Source organism: Pseudomonas sp. Teo4, assembly GCF_034387475.1.
Lineage (GTDB): Bacteria > Pseudomonadota > Gammaproteobacteria > Pseudomonadales > Pseudomonadaceae > Aquipseudomonas.
Genome location: NZ_JAXCIL010000001.1, coordinates 1,774,813 through 1,788,991, shown reverse-complemented (window position 1 = coordinate 1,788,991; position 14,179 = coordinate 1,774,813). Strand labels below are relative to the sequence as shown.

Annotated in this window: 9 protein-coding genes and 6 pseudogenes; all 15 read left to right on the top strand. The window is 66.1% G+C overall.

From position 1 onward, the window contains the following. The first annotated feature begins 9 nt into the window (after positions 1-9). Positions 10-807, top strand: coding sequence for a ketoacid CoA transferase (locus tag PspTeo4_RS08230; protein WP_322363198.1), 798 nt, complete (start codon positions 10-12; stop codon positions 805-807). Between the two features lie 10 nt (positions 808-817). Then, positions 818-1,723 (top strand): annotated as a pseudogene (locus PspTeo4_RS08225) (enoyl-CoA hydratase); the annotation flags it as partial. A gap of 7 nt (positions 1,724-1,730) precedes the next feature. Next, entirely contained in the window at positions 1,731-2,855 is a 1,125-nt protein-coding gene (locus PspTeo4_RS08220; RefSeq protein WP_322363197.1) for a nitronate monooxygenase, read from the top strand. After that, positions 2,852-3,604 (top strand): enoyl-CoA hydratase family protein, encoded by a 753-nt coding sequence (locus tag PspTeo4_RS08215; RefSeq protein WP_322363196.1) that lies wholly within the window; start codon positions 2,852-2,854, stop codon positions 3,602-3,604. The genes PspTeo4_RS08220 and PspTeo4_RS08215 overlap by 4 nt, the downstream gene beginning before the upstream one ends. Positions 3,605-3,613: 9 nt before the next feature. Continuing rightward, a pseudogene (locus tag PspTeo4_RS08210) lies at positions 3,614-4,775 on the top strand (acyl-CoA dehydrogenase family protein). Next, positions 4,660-5,526 (top strand): annotated as a pseudogene (locus PspTeo4_RS08205) (acyl-CoA dehydrogenase family protein); the annotation flags it as partial. The pseudogenes PspTeo4_RS08210 and PspTeo4_RS08205, both read left to right, overlap by 116 nt. A gap of 86 nt (positions 5,527-5,612) precedes the next feature. After that, positions 5,613-5,705: pseudogene (locus PspTeo4_RS29815) on the top strand (hypothetical protein); the annotation flags it as partial. Positions 5,706-5,848: 143 nt separating this feature from the next. After that, positions 5,849-7,000: an acetyl-CoA C-acetyltransferase gene (locus tag PspTeo4_RS08200; protein ID WP_322363195.1), complete on the top strand. Its 1,152-nt coding sequence runs from the start codon at positions 5,849-5,851 to the stop codon at positions 6,998-7,000. A gap of 37 nt (positions 7,001-7,037) precedes the next feature. Beyond that, positions 7,038-7,916 (top strand): SDR family oxidoreductase, encoded by an 879-nt coding sequence (locus PspTeo4_RS08195; RefSeq protein WP_322363194.1) that lies wholly within the window; start codon positions 7,038-7,040, stop codon positions 7,914-7,916. Between the two features lie 41 nt (positions 7,917-7,957). Continuing rightward, on the top strand, positions 7,958-8,743 hold the full coding sequence (locus PspTeo4_RS08190) for an SDR family oxidoreductase (protein WP_322363193.1): 786 nt from the start codon (positions 7,958-7,960) through the stop codon (positions 8,741-8,743). A gap of 10 nt (positions 8,744-8,753) precedes the next feature. Beyond that, positions 8,754-9,224: a MaoC family dehydratase gene (locus PspTeo4_RS08185; protein ID WP_322363192.1), complete on the top strand. Its 471-nt coding sequence runs from the start codon at positions 8,754-8,756 to the stop codon at positions 9,222-9,224. A gap of 7 nt (positions 9,225-9,231) precedes the next feature. Next, positions 9,232-10,439, top strand: a pseudogene (locus PspTeo4_RS08180) (acetyl-CoA C-acyltransferase). A 329-nt stretch (positions 10,440-10,768) separates the two neighbouring features. Next, the gene (locus PspTeo4_RS08175) at positions 10,769-11,017 is read left to right on the top strand and encodes a hypothetical protein (RefSeq protein WP_322363191.1); all 249 of its coding nucleotides are present in this window, start codon (positions 10,769-10,771) and stop codon (positions 11,015-11,017) included. Beyond that, positions 10,945-11,754: a sialidase family protein gene (locus tag PspTeo4_RS08170; RefSeq protein WP_322363190.1), complete on the top strand. Its 810-nt coding sequence runs from the start codon at positions 10,945-10,947 to the stop codon at positions 11,752-11,754. Before PspTeo4_RS08175 ends, PspTeo4_RS08170 begins: the two co-directional genes overlap by 73 nt. Next, a pseudogene (locus PspTeo4_RS08165) lies at positions 11,751-14,133 on the top strand (efflux RND transporter permease subunit). Before PspTeo4_RS08170 ends, PspTeo4_RS08165 begins: the two are co-directional and overlap by 4 nt. The last annotated feature ends 46 nt before the right edge of the window (positions 14,134-14,179 follow it).

Below are 14,179 nucleotides of genomic sequence, written 5' to 3'. Positions count from 1 at the left end.
GTGCCAAGCATGTCTGCTACCTGTGATTTCACCCTGGCCGAGCTGATGATCGTCGCCGCCTCTGAAGCGTGGCGCGGCAATGGCGAGGTGATCGCCTCGGGCCTGGGCGTGATTCCCCGCCTGGGCGCGAGCCTGGCCAAGCTTACCCATAGCCCGGAACTGCTGATGACCGACAGCGAGGCGTTTCTGGTCGAAGAGCCGCTGCCACTGGGCCCGCGCGGCGAGCATGTTGCGCGCTACAGCGGTTACATGTCGTTCGAGCGGGTGTTCGAGTGCGTCTGGGGTGGCCGTCGCCACGCGATGATCGGGCCGACCCAGATCGACCGCTGGGGCCAGACCAACCTGTCCTGCGTGGGCGACTACCAAAAGCCGAAAACCGCAATCCTGGGCGTGCGCGGGCTGCCGGGCAACAGCATCAACCACATCAACTCGTTCTTCGTGCCCAACCACAACACCCGGGTGTTCGTCAGTGGCGAAGTGGACATGGTGTCCGGCGTGGGCTTCAAGGCCGAGCGCTGGCCTGAGGGGGCGCGGCGTGACCTGATGGACATCCGCCAGGTCATCACCGACCTCTGCACCCTGGACTTTGAAGGGCCAGAGCGCGCCGTGCAGGTGCGCACGCTGCACCCAGGCGTGAGTTTCGACGAAGTTCAGGACAAGACCGGCTTCCCGTTGTTGCGCTCTGCACAGGTGCGCGAAACCGCCCACCCAACGGCCGAACAGCTGGCGCTGATCCGTCGCCTTGACCCCCACGGCCTGCGCGCCGCCGCGATCAAGGGCAACCCGCCCGGCATCCGCCCGGCCTGAGGAGGCGACCATGCACAGCAGCGACAGCCAGTTCGTTACCCGCGAAGACAACGCAGTCTATGAAACCCAACAGCCGGTGCTGTACGAGGTGGCCGACGGCATTGCAACGGTCACGCTCAACCGCCCAGGCTTCAACAACGCACAGAACTCGCAGATGACCTACGCCCTGGACGCCGCCTTGCGCCAGGCGGTGGACGACGACAGCGTCAAGGTCATCGTGCTGCGCGGCAATGGCCGGCATTTTTCCGCAGGCCATGACATCGGCACGCCCGGGCGCGACATCAACAAGCCGTTCGAACGGGCGCATTTGTGGTGGGACCACACCAACAAACCGGGCGGCGAGCAGCTGTATGCCCGCGAGCAGGAAGTGTACCTGGGCATGTGCCGACGCTGGCGCGAGCTGCCCAAGCCGACCATTGCCATGGTCCATGGCGCCTGCGTGGCGGGCGGTTTGATGCTGGCCTGGGTATGCGACTTGATCGTCGCCAGCGACGACGCGTTCTTCCAGGACCCGGTGGTGCGCATGGGCATTCCTGGCGTCGAGTACTTTGCCCACCCGTATGAGCTGAACCCGCGCATCGCCAAGGAATTTTTGTTCTGTGGCGACCGCATGAGCGCCGAGCGCGCCTACCAGATGGGCATGGTCAACCGCGTGGTGCCGCGCGATGAGCTGGAGGCCGCTACCTACGCGCTGGCCGCAGGTATCGCACGCCAGCCGCGCATGGGCCTGGCCCTGACCAAGCAGGCGATCAACCACGTCGAAGACCTGCAAGGCAAGCGTGCGGCCATGGATGCGGCATTCGCCTGGCACCACTTCGCCCATGCCCACAACGAACTGCTGTCCGGCGACAAGCTCGGCGGCTTCGACGCCAAGGGCATGGCCCAGGCCAACAAGCAGGCGGCGCAGCCTGAAGGGGCCGTTGATGAACCGCTGGATGAACACGCCACTGACCCAGGCGCTGGGCTGTCGCTACCCCATCGTGCAGACCGCCATGGGCTGGGTGTCCGACGCCAACCTGGTGATCGCCACCACCCAGGCCGGGGGCTTTGGCTTCCTGGCCGGGGCAACCATTGCCGCCGATGCGCTGGAAGGCGAGATCCGCAAGGTGATCGAGGCCACCGGCGGCAGCAACTTTGGCCTGAACTTTCACATGTTCCAGGACAACGCGGACCAATGCGTCGACCTGGCCATTCGTTATCGCCTGCGCGCTGTCAGCTACGGGCGCGGGCCGGATGCGCAAACCATCGCCCGCTTCAAGGCGGCCGGGGTGCTTTGCATACCCACCGTCGGCGCCGTCAAGCATGCGCTCAAGGCCCAGGAACTGGGCGCCGACCTGATCACTCTGCAAGCGGGCGAGGGCGGTGGCCATACCGGTGGCGTGCCCGGCACGATTCTGTTGCCACAGGTGCTGGCCGCCGTGCGGGTGCCGGTGATCGCGGCGGGCGGGCATTCCACCGGGCGCGGCCTTGCCTCGGTGCTGGCCGCCGGTGGCAGCGGTATCGCCATGGGCACGCGGTTCCTGATGACCCGCGAATCCCCCACGCCCTCGGCCACCTTGGCGCGTTACCTGAAGGTCAACGACCCGCAACAGGTGCGGGTGACCACGGCGGTGGACGGCATGCGCCACCGCATGATCGAAAACCGCTTCATCAACCGCCTGGAGCAGGCCGGGCCGTTCGGCCGCCTGCGCATTGCCCTGGGCAGTGCCTGGCAGTGGAAACAACAGACCGGCATGAGCCTGGCGCACATGGGCAAGGTGTTCGTGCGTTCGCTGCGTGAAGACCCGTCGGCCTTGTCCCAGGTGGTCATGGCCGCCAACCAGCCGGTGCTGCTGCAACGTTCGATGGTCGACGGCCTGCCGGACGACGGCATCCTGCCCAGCGGCCAGGTGGCGGCGGCCATTGGCGATTTGCTGACCTGCCGCGAAGTGATCGAAGGCATCGCCGCCGAAGCCGCGCAGTGCCTGGATGACTTGCTTGCCCGTTGCCCGGAGCCTGTGCAGGCAACCCCCAACGACCAACCCGTCCTCAGTGGAGCACGTTCATGACTTCGGCCTTTACCACACAGATCGACCAGAGGGTCGCGGAGCTTGTGATCGACAAGCCACCGGTCAATGCCCTCGACAGCCAGCAATGGCGCGCCCTGGCGGCGCACATCAATGCCCTGGGCGCCAACCCTGAAGTGCGGGTGATCGTGATCCGTGCCGAAGGCCGAGGCTTCTGCGCCGGGGTCGATATCAAGGAACTGGATGCCCACCCCGAGCGCATCGTCGAGGTCAACGCCGGCAACTACGAAACCTTCAAGGCCGTGCACCGCAACCCGGTGCCGGTGATCGTCGCCGTGCATGGCTTCGTGCTGGGCGGCGGCATCGGTATCACCGGCGCGGCTGACATCGTCGTCGCCGCCGACTGCGCGACCTTCGCCTTGCCGGAAGTCGACCGTGGCGCCATGGGCGGCGGTGCGCACCTGCAACGCCTGTTCCCGGTGCAGAAGGTCCGTTACCTGTTCTTCACCGGCGCCGCCATCGGCGCAAAGGAGGCCCAGGCTTACGGCTTCATCGAGCAGGTGGTGCCCAAAGCGCAATTGCGTGAAACCGCGCTTGAGATTGCCGCGCGTATCGCCGCCAAGAGCCCGGCGATGATTCGCCTGGCCAAAGAGGCCCTGAACGGCATAGAGGACGGCAACCTGGAAGACAAATACCGCTGGGAGCAGGGTTTTACCCTGCAGGCCTACACCAGCCCCGACTCGGCAGAAACCCGCCGGGCCTTCGTCGAAAAACGCGACGCGAAGTTCTGAGGGAACGCCATGCAACTGACCTATACCCCCAAACAGCAGGCATTTCGCGCCGAAGTGCGCGCCTGGCTTGCGCACAACATGCCCGCGAGCCGCTGGCCAGCTACGACACCCGTGAGGGTTTCGAACAGCACCGGCCTGGGAGGCCAAGCTGTTCGAGAGCCGCTGGTCGATGGTGATGTGGCCCGCCGACCTGGGTGGGCGTGGTTGCGACCTGACCGAGTGGCTGATCTTCGAAGAGGAATACTACGGCGCCGGTGCCCCGATGCGGGTCAACCAGAATGGCCAGCTGCTGCTCGGGCCAACCCTGATGGAGTTCGGCACGGCCGAGCAGAAACGCAGGTTCTTGCCACGCATGGCGGCGAGCCTCGACATGTGGGCCCAGGGTTGGTCCGAACCCAATGCCGGCTCCGACATGGCGGCGATCACCAGCAAGGCGTCGCTCGATGGCGACCACTATGTGCTCAACGGCCAGAAAACCTGGTCGACCCGGGCGATTTTCGCCGATTGGCTGTTCGGCCTGTTCCGCAGCGAACCGGGTTCCAGCCGCCACCACGGCTTGTCCTTCCTGATGGTGCCGCTGGACGCGCCGGGGGTGAGCATTCGCCCGATCAAGGCGCTCAACGGCAAGGACGCGTTCGCCGAGGTGTTCTTCGACGACGTGCGCGTGCCGGTGGCCAACCGCATCGGTGCCGAAGGGCAGGGCTGGCATGTGGCGATGGCCACCGCTGGTTTCGAGCGCGGCCTGTTGCTGCGCTCGCCGGCACGCTTCCAGCACACCGCACGCAAGCTGGTGGAATTGTTCAAGGCCAACCCCGAAAGCGCCGCGCGCGACCCGGGCCTGAAGGACGCGGTGCTCGACTGCTGGATGGGCGCCGAAGCCTATGCCTTGTCGGCCTATCACACGGTCGGGCGGCTTGGCCGGGGCGAGCAGATTGGCGCCGAGTCGAGCATCAACAAGATCATCTGGTCCGAGCTTGACCTGAAGATGCACGAAACCGCCATGCGCCTGCTCGGCGCCCGTGGCGAGCTGCTGGCCTGCGCGCCGGCGGCCGGGGATGCGACGGGCTGGCTGGAAGGCTTCCTGTTCGCCCAGTCTGGGCCGATCTATGCCGGCACCAACGAGATCCAGCGCAACATCATCGCCGAGCGCATGCTCGGCCTGCCCAAGTAAGGAACAGGCCATGGACTTCACTTTTACCGATGACCAGCTGGCGTTTCGCGAAGCCATCAGCCGTTTCCTGATGACCGAGGCGGCCCCGGAAATGCTCCGGGAAATCTGGGAAACCGACGCCGGGCGCTCGCCCGACCTGCGTAACCGCATCGCCGCCCAGGGCCTGACCGCGCTGTCGGTGCCCGAGGCCGAGGGCGGCCTGGGCATGGACGATGTGGCGTGGGCCTTGATGACCCAAGAGCTAGGCTACTACGCCATTCCAGACTCGCTGGCCGACACGGCCTATGTGGCCGCCGGCCTGCTGACCGGCCTCGACCCGGCGCACCCGGCCCGCGCCGCGCTGTTGCCGCGCATCGCAGAAGGCAGCGTGCGCCTGGCGATCAGCCACCCGATCAACCCGCTGGTGAGTGATGCACAACTGGCCGAGGTGCTGATTTTGCCCGATGGCGATGACCTGCACCTGGTACCGCGCGCAGCGGCAGATGTGGTGGCCAACCCAAGCATCGATGCCTCGCGGCGGCTCGGCCAGGTGAGCTGGAACCCCACCCCGCAAACGCTGTTGGCCAGTGGCGAACAAGGCCGCCGCCTGCAGGCGCAACTGCTTGACCGAGGCGCGCTGTCGGTGGCCGGGCAGCTGCTGGGCCTGGCCCAGCGCATGCTCGACCTGTCGGTGGACTACGTGGCTCAGCGCAAGCAGTTCGGCAAGCCGATCGGCAGCTTCCAGGCGGTCAAGCACCACCTGGCCGATGTGGCGCGCCAGATCGAACAGGCAAAACCTGTGCTGTACCGCGCCGCCCATGGCCTGGCCCCCATGACGAGCCAGACGCTTCGGTATGGGTGTCGCAAGCCCGTCTGGCCTGCTGTGAGGCGAGCTGGCTGGCAGCCCGCAAAGGTATCCAGGTGCATGGCGCCATGGGGTACACCTGGGAGGTCGACCTGCAGATGTTCATGAAGCGGGCCTGGGCGCTGGATGCGTCGTGGGGCGACCGCGGTTTCCACAAGTCCCGCGTCGGCGCCTACTTGTTCGCCGACGGCGCCCGGCTGGGCCCGGGCATACCTTCGAGGAGTAAGCCATGCCAGAAGCCTATATCGTTGACGCGCTGCGCAGCCCTACCGGCAAGCGCAAGGGCGCGCTGGCCGAGGTGCATGCCATCGACCTTGGGGCGTACGTGCTCAAGGCGCTGGTGGCGCGAAATGCCATCCCGGCCGAGGACTATGACGACGTGATTTTCGGCTGCGTCGACACCATTGGTGCGCAGGCCGGCGATATCGCCCGCACCAGCTGGCTGGCCGCCGGGCTGCCGCTGTCGGTGCCCGGCACCACCGTGGACCGCCAGTGCGGCTCGTCGCAACAGGCCCTGCATTTCGCCGCACAGGCTGTGATGAGTGGCACCCAGGATGTGGTTGCGGTGGGCGGGGTGCAGACCATGACCCGTATCCCGATTTCCTCGGCGATGCTGGCCGGGCAGCCGCTGGGCTTTGCCGACCCGTTCTCGGGCAGCGAAGGCTGGCACAAGCGCTTCGGCGGCCAGCCGGTGAATCAGTTCTACGCAGCCCAACGCATTGCCGACCATTGGCAGATCAGCCGCGAGGACATGGAGGCGTTTGCCCTGGAAAGCCACCGGCGGGCGCTGGCGGCGATGGAAAGTGGGCGTTTTGCCCGCGAGATCGTCGGCTATCTGGGGCTGACCCACGATGAAACGCCGCGCCAGACAACCTTGGCGAAGATGGCCGAGTTGCAGCCGGTGGACCCGCAGTTTCCATCGATCACTGCGGCGGTGTCGAGCCAGACCTGCGATGCCTCGGCGGCGTTGCTGGTGGTGTCGCAAGCTGCGCTCAAGCGCTACGACCTGACGCCCCGGGCGCGAATCCACCACCTGACGGTGCTGGGCGACGACCCGATCTGGCACCTCACCGCGCCCATCGCCGCCACGCGCCGCGCCCTGCAGCGCACGGGGCTGCGCATGGCCGACATCGACCGGGTGGAAATCAACGAAGCCTTCGCCTCGGTTGTGATGGCCTGGAGCAAGGAGCTGGACTACGACCCGGCACGCACCAACGTCAACGGCGGCGCCATCGCCCTCGGCCACCCGCTGGGCGCGACGGGTGCGCGGCTGACCACCACGCTGCTCAACGAACTGGAGTGCAGCGGTGGCCGCTATGGCCTGCAGACCATGTGCGAAGGCGGCGGCCAGGCCAACGTGACGATCATCGAGCGCCTGTAGCGCGCACCTTACAAGCAAGCAGTCAAAGGAGTCAGACATGGCGATATGTGAAGGCCGCACGGTGATCATCACCGGTGCTGGCGGCGGGCTGGGCCGCGCCTATGCGCTGGCGTTCGCCGAGCAGGGCGCGCAGGTGGTGGTCAACGACATTCGCGCCGACGCGGCGCAAGACGTGGCGGGCGAGATCCGCGCAGCGGGTGGCCAGGCCATCGGCAACAGCGATGACATCACCACCCTGGAGAGCGCCCAGCGCATCGTCGATGCCGCGCTGGAGGCCTTCGGTGAGGTGCATGTGCTGGTGAACAACGCCGGGGTGTTGCGCGACCGCATGTTCATCAGCCTCTCGGAAGAGGACTGGGACCTGGTGATGCGGGTGCATTTGAAGGGCCATTACTGCCTGGCGAATATCCTTGGCCGACGCTGGCGCGACCTGGCCAAGGCCGGCACGCCGGTGGCCGGGCGCATCATCAATACCAGCTCCGGGGCCGGGTTGCAGGGGTCGATTGGCCAGTCCAACTATTCAGCGGCCAAGGGCGGGATTGCTGCGCTGACCCTGGTGCAGGCGGCGGAACTGGCCCGTTACGGCGTCACCGCCAACGCACTGGCACCGGCTGCGCGCACCGCCATGACCGAAAGCGCCATGCCCGATGTGGTCAAGGCGCCGGAGGATGGCAGTTTCGATGCCTGGGCACCCGAGAACGTCGCGCCACTGGTGGTCTGGCTGGGCAGTGAAGCCTCCGCGCAGGTGACCGGGCAGGTGTTCGAAAGCCAGGGCGGGCGCATTTCGCTGGCCGATGGTTGGCGCACCGGCATCACCCAGGACCACGGGCGGCGCTGGCAGGTGGAGGAAATCGGCCCGGCCATCGCACAGATTCTGGCGCAGGCGCCCGCCGCGCAGAAGGTCTGGGGCAGCTAAAGCGCCGCCCGACCTCACCACAGACCTCAGGAGAACCCCACGTGAAGCAAGCCCCTGCTTATGTCCCCGGCCACCAGTTGCTGGCCGGCAAATCGGTGCTGATCACCGCCGCCGCTGGCGCCGGTATCGGCTACTCGGCGGCCCGGCGCAGTGCCGAGGAAGGTTGCCGTGCCTTGATGATTTCCGATGTGCACCCGCGTCGGCTGGAAGAGGCCGTGGAGCGGCTGAAGGCCGAAACCGGCCTGCAGGCCATTCATGGCCAGTTGTGCGATGTGACTGTGGAGGCCGATGTCCAAGCCCTGGTCGACCGCGCCGAAAGCCTGCTGGGTGGTGTTGATGTGCTGATCAACAACGCAGGCCTCGGCGGCCAGAAGGCGGTGGTCGAGATGACCGACCAGGAATGGTCGCGGGTGCTGGACGTGACCCTGACCGGCACCTTCCGCATGACCCGCGCCATGCTGCCGCACATGCAGCGCCGTGGTGCTGGCGCCATCGTCAACAATGCGTCGGTGCTGGGTTGGCGTGCGCAGAAGGAGCAGGCGCACTACGCCGCGGCCAAGGCCGGGGTGATGGCGCTGACCCGTTGCAGCGCGCTGGAGGCCGCCGAACACGGTGTGCGGATCAACGCGGTATCGCCCTCCATCGCCTTGCACGACTTCTTGAAGAAGGCCTCCAGCGAAGCCTTGCTGCAAAGCCTGGCCAGCCGCGAAGCGTTTGGCCGTGCGGCCGAAGTGTGGGAAGTCGCCAACGTGATGATGTTCCTGGCCAGCGACTACGCCTCCTACATGGTCGGCGAAGTGCTGTCGGTCAGTTCGCAGCAGGCCTGAGGAGATTGCCATGAGCCATACCTTCAACAGTGCCGAGGCGTTGCTGGCAGCCGAAGGCACGGAACTGGGCTGCAGCGAGTGGCTGACCATCAGCCAGCAGCGCATCGACCTGTTCGCCGAGGCCACCGGCGACCACCAATGGATTCACGTCGACCCTGAGCGCGCCGCCAGCGGGCCGTTTGGCGCGTGCATCGCCCACGGTTACCTGACGCAGTCGCTGGTCAACCTGTTCCTGCCGCAACTGCTGACCATCGACAACATGGCGATGGGGGTGAACTACGGCTGCGACCGGGTGCGCTTCCCGGCGCCAGTGCGGGTTGGCGCCCGTGTGCGTGGCCGCGGGCAGATCCTGCGTGCCGAGCGGCTGGGCGACAGCGTGCAGTTGGTGGTGCGGGTCACCGTCGAAATCGAGGGCGAAGCACGCCCAGGCTGCGTGGTGGACACCATCAGCCGTTACACCTTCAACCCTGTTAGCGAGTGAGCCTGTCATGGACCTGAATGAAGCCGTCATCGTTGCCACCGCGCGTACCGCGTTGGCCAAATCGTTCCGTGGGTCGTTCAACGACACCGAGGCGCCCGTGCTGGGCGGGCACGCGGTGCGTGCGGTGCTCGAGCGTGCCGGGGTCGAGGCCGAGGCCATCGACGATGTGATCATGGGCGCCGCCGTGCAGCAGGGCACCCAGGCCTACAACATCGGCCGTCTGTGCGCCTACACCGGGGCTTGCCCCACAGCGTGCCGGGCATGGCGGTGGACCGCATGTGCGCCTCGGGCCTGATGAGCATCGGCTTGGCGGCCAAGGGCATCGTCAGCGGTGAATTGAACATTGCCATTGGTGGTGGGGTGGAGTCGCTGTCGCTGACCCAGACCAAGCACAAGAACACCTACCGCGCACAGTCCCAGGCGGTGCTGGAGGTGATGCCGGATGCTTACATCCCGATGCTGGAAACCGCCGAAATCGTCTCGCGGCGCTACGGCATCAGCCGGGCCGCCCAGGACGAGTACTCGCTGCAGAGCCAGCTGCGCACAGCGGCCGCCCAGCGCAATGGGCTGTTCGACCAGGAAATCGTGGCGCTGGAAGTCAGCAAGCTGCTGTTCGACAAGGATGGCCAGCCCTCTGGCCATGAGCGGGCGCGGGTGGAGCGCGACGAGTGCAACAGGCCTGGTACCAAGCTCGAGGATTTGGCTGCGCTCAAGCCGGTGTGGAAGGACGGTAAATGGATCGCCCAGGGCGAGTTCGTCACTGCGGGTAATGCCTCACAATTTTCCGACGGTGCTTCGGCCAGCCTGTTGATGAGCCGTGCCGAAGCGAACCGGCGTGGGTTGACGCCACTGGGGATCTACCGGGGGATTGCCGTGGCCGGCTGTGCACCGCAGGAGATGGGCATAGGGCCGGTGCTGGCGGTGCCCAAGCTGCTCAAGCGGTTCGGCCTGACGGTGGCGGATATCGGCCTTTGGGAGATCAACGAGGCGTTCGCCTGCCAGGTGCTGCATTGCCGTGACGCCCTGGAGATTCCGGCTGAACGGTTGAACGTCAATGGCGGGGCTATCTCCATTGGCCACCCGTTCGGCATGTCGGGGGCGCGGATGGTTGGGCATGCGCTGCTCGAAGGGCGTCGGCGTGGTGTGCGTTATGTGGTGGTGGCGATGTGCATTGGTGGCGGGATGGGCGCGGCGGGGTTGTTCGAGCTGCCTTGATACGCCTGCTGCCGCAGCCCTGCTGGAGCAACTGTCTTGCTCAAAATCTAAAAGCCGGCGTAATCCCTGTGGGAGCTGGCGTCAGCCTGCGAAGGGCCGCGTAGCGGCCCCAATGTGACAGCTGCGAGCGCTTCGCACTCGATCGCAGGCTAACGCCAGCTCCCACGGACCTCGTCAAGCCCTGTGGGCACCGAGTTGTACCTGGACCAGCTAAGCCATTTGGACGATGTAGCCCGGGTCAGGGCCGCCGGATCATCCCTTGCACAACACCAAGAGGATGATCCGATGAAGCCTGCCCCGTGCCTGCCGTTGTTGCCGTGGAGTCCGCCATGCGCCAGCTGACCGGATTCGCCATGAGTGCCCTTGTCATCGCGGCCGTTGCCTTCGCCTTCGCCCCGCGCCAACCCGCGCCGCTGGCCGTGACCCAGATCCTGGCCGACCGTGTCCAGGTCAATGCACTGCTCAGCACCGATGACCGGCTGATCGCCGTGGGCGAGCGGGGACGTTGCTCAGCAGCCAGGACAGCGGGCGCACCTGGCATGCCAGCCAGGTGGGCGCGGGGCGTGAGGCCACCTTGACCGGTGTCATCGCGTTGAGCCCGCAGGTGCTGGTTGCGGTCGGGCACGATGGCTGGATCCTGCGTTCCACCGACGGCGGCCAGCGCTGGCAGGAAATGCACCACGACGCCACCCTGGGCGAGCCGTTGCTTGGGGTCTGGAGCGCCGATGGCCAGCAGGTGGTGGCCTACGGCAGCTACGGCAAGTTCCTGGTGTCGAACGATGCCGGTGAGCACTGGAGCGCACGGGAAATGCCCGGCGACGGCGCGCACTTCAACGGCCTGGACGGCGGTAGCGACGGGCGCCAGATGCTGGTGGGCGAGCAGGGCCTGGTACTGCGCTCCAGCGATGCTGGGCAGCACTGGCAACAATTGCCGTCGTTCTACAACGGCTCTCTGTTCGGCGTCGTGCGGCTTTCGCCAACCCGCTGGCTGGCCTATGGCATGCGCGGCAATGTGTTCAGCAGTGGCGACTTTGGCGAAACCTGGCAGCGCATCGACGTGGGCAGCAACCAGCCGATCTATGGCCATGCACGCCTGCCGGAAGGTGCAGGCCTGGTGCTGGTGGGCGCCGGCAGCCGGCTGATCCGCCTGGACGCCCAGGGCAACCTGGTGGACATCGAGCAGCGCAAGGGCCTCGGTACCTTGACCTCGGCGGTGGGGCTCAACCCGCGCCATCTGGTGGTCGCAGGCGAGCGGGGTGTGTTCCAGGGCGCCGAGCAGCGGGTAGCTGGCAACGGCCAGGAGCGCCAGCCATGAGCAGAAGCTGGACCGAGCGCAGCGTGCAGGCTTGCGCAGATGGGCTGTTCAAGGGTCGCCAAGCGTGGCTGGCGGTGTTTCTGCTGGTGACCCTGGCGCTGGGCTACAGCGCCACGCAAGTGCGCCTGGACCCTGGGTTCAACAAGCAGATTCCGGTGCGCCACGAGTACATGCTCAACTTCCTGGATTTCAGCCGGGTGTTCACCGGGGCCAACCGCTTGCTGGTGAATGTGCGCTGGAAAGGCGAGGGCGACATCTACAACCCTGAGTTCCTCAAGGTGTTGCAGCAGGTCACCGACGATGTGTTTTTCATCAACGGCGTCAGTCGCCCCAGTGTCACCTCGCTGTTTACTCCCAACGTGCGCTATGTGGAAGTCACCGAGGACGGTTTCGTCGGTGACCTGGTGGACCGCCCCAGTACGCCGGCACGCCCGAGGACCTGCAGAAGGTGCGCAGCAACGCGGCAAGGGCCGGCCAGGTCGGGCGTCTGCTGGCCAACGACCAGCGCTCGGCGCTGGTGCGCGCCGACCTGCAGGACAGCGACCCGCGCACTGGGCAGCCGGTGTCGTACGTCGAGGTTGCCAAGCGCCTGGAAGACATCCGCACCCGCTACAACAGCGCGGACATCGAAATCAACGTCGTCGGTTTCGCCAAGCTGGTGGGCTATGTGGTGGAAGGGCTGAACACTGTGTTGATGTTCTTCGTGGTGGCCTTTGTCATCACCGCCTTGCTGCTGTGGGGCTATTCGCGGTCGCTGCGCATGACGTTGGTGGCCCTGCTGGTGGCGCTGTTGCCGGTGGTCTGGTTGCTGGGGCTGTTGCCGTTGCTGGGGTTGGGGATCGACCCGATGTCGGTGCTGGTGCCGTTCCTTATTTTCTCCATCGGGGTGTCCCATGCCGTACAGATGACCAATGCCTGGAAGCAGGACGTGCAGGCCGGCGCCTCGGCACGCCAGGCCGCGCACTCGGCGTTCTGCAAGATCTTCATCCCCGGGTCTCTGGCGTTGCTGATGAATGCCTTGGGCTTTGCCGTGATCATGCTGATCGACATCCCGATCGTGCACGAGCTTGGGGTGACTGCATGCCTTGGGGTGATGCTGATGATCGTCACCAACAAGATGCTGCTGCCGCTGGTGTTGTCGTACCTGAAGCTTGGCCACCGCAAGCCGGAGCCACAGCCACAAAACGCCCCGCGTCATCGCCTGTGGTGGCGTCTTTCGGTGGTGGCCGAACCGCGCCCGGCGCTGCTGGTATTCGCGGCCAGCCTTGTTTTACTGGGGTTTGGGGTGGTCAAGGCGCGGGAACTGGCGGTGGGCGACATCGGCCCGGGAGCGCCGGAGCTGCGTGCGGACTCGCGCTACAACCAGGACAACCAGCGTATTGTCGGCAGCTATTCGATAGGCCTGGATGTGCTTTCGGTGTTCGTGCAGACCCACGGCATCGATGAAGCCTGCCTGAACCCGGCGGTGATGCGCGCAGTAGAAGCGTTCGACTTCCAGATGCGCAATGTCGCCGGGGTGCAGTCGGTGCAGAGCGTGGCCGGTATGGGCAAGGAGATGATCGCCGGCAACAACGAAGGCAACCCGCGCTGGGCCGCCATTCCGGGTTCCTCGCGAGGACTGCAGCAAGGCTCGATGGCCTATTCGCCGGACGCGGGGCTGGTGACCGATGGCTGCAAGCGCATGCAGGTGCTGGTGTTCTTGAACGACCATGAGGGCGCGACCGTGGCCCATGTGGTCAAGGAAGCGCAACGGGTGATCGCCACCCTGCAGGCACCGCAGGTGTCGTTTCACCTGGCGGGGGCAACGTGGGGGTGATGGCGGCTTCCAACGAGGCGGTCAAGCATGCCGAGGTGTGGATGCTCGCGGCGCTGTTCTGTTCGGTGGCGCTGTTCTGCCTACTGACTTTCCGTTCGCTGCGTGCGGTGCTGTGTATTTTGGTGCCGCTGGGTATCGTCGCGGTGCTTTGTAACGCGCTGATGGCGCTGCTGGGCATTGGCCTGAAGGTAGCGACTCTGCCAGTGATGGCGCTGGGGGTTGGGGTGGGGGTGGATTACGGCATCTACCTGTACGAGCGTATCCAGCATGAAATGGCCGACGGCCAGGACCTGCGCAACGCCTTCTACCGCGCCATGTGTCAGCGCGGCACGGCGGCAGTGTTCACCGCGCTGACCATGTCGATCGGCGTGGGCACCTGGGCGTTCGCCCCGCTCAAGTTGCAGGCGGACATGGGCATATTGCTTGCTTTCATGTTCCTGGTGAACGTGTTCGGGGCGATCTTCCTGCTGCCTGCGCTGGCAGCCTGGTTCAACCGCGACAGGCCGCTGGTGGCCCAAGGCAAAGATGCACTGTCCGCCGCCTTGGCCGCACGCGCCGGCTGACCCATTACAACGACAATAAACGCGGGCCGGCCCCATTGGCCCGCTT

Coding starts and splice junctions, on each gene's coding strand:
- PspTeo4_RS08215 (WP_322363196.1), top strand. CDS start 2,852: ATGACTTCGGCCTTTACCACACAGATCGACCAGAGGGTCGCGGAGCTT.
- PspTeo4_RS08220 (WP_322363197.1), top strand. CDS start 1,731: ATGAACCGCTGGATGAACACGCCACTGACCCAGGCGCTGGGCTGTCGC.
- PspTeo4_RS08200 (WP_322363195.1), top strand. CDS start 5,849: ATGCCAGAAGCCTATATCGTTGACGCGCTGCGCAGCCCTACCGGCAAG.
- PspTeo4_RS08175 (WP_322363191.1), top strand. CDS start 10,769: ATGCGCCAGCTGACCGGATTCGCCATGAGTGCCCTTGTCATCGCGGCC.
- PspTeo4_RS08195 (WP_322363194.1), top strand. CDS start 7,038: ATGGCGATATGTGAAGGCCGCACGGTGATCATCACCGGTGCTGGCGGC.
- PspTeo4_RS08185 (WP_322363192.1), top strand. CDS start 8,754: ATGAGCCATACCTTCAACAGTGCCGAGGCGTTGCTGGCAGCCGAAGGC.
- PspTeo4_RS08230 (WP_322363198.1), top strand. CDS start 10: ATGTCTGCTACCTGTGATTTCACCCTGGCCGAGCTGATGATCGTCGCC.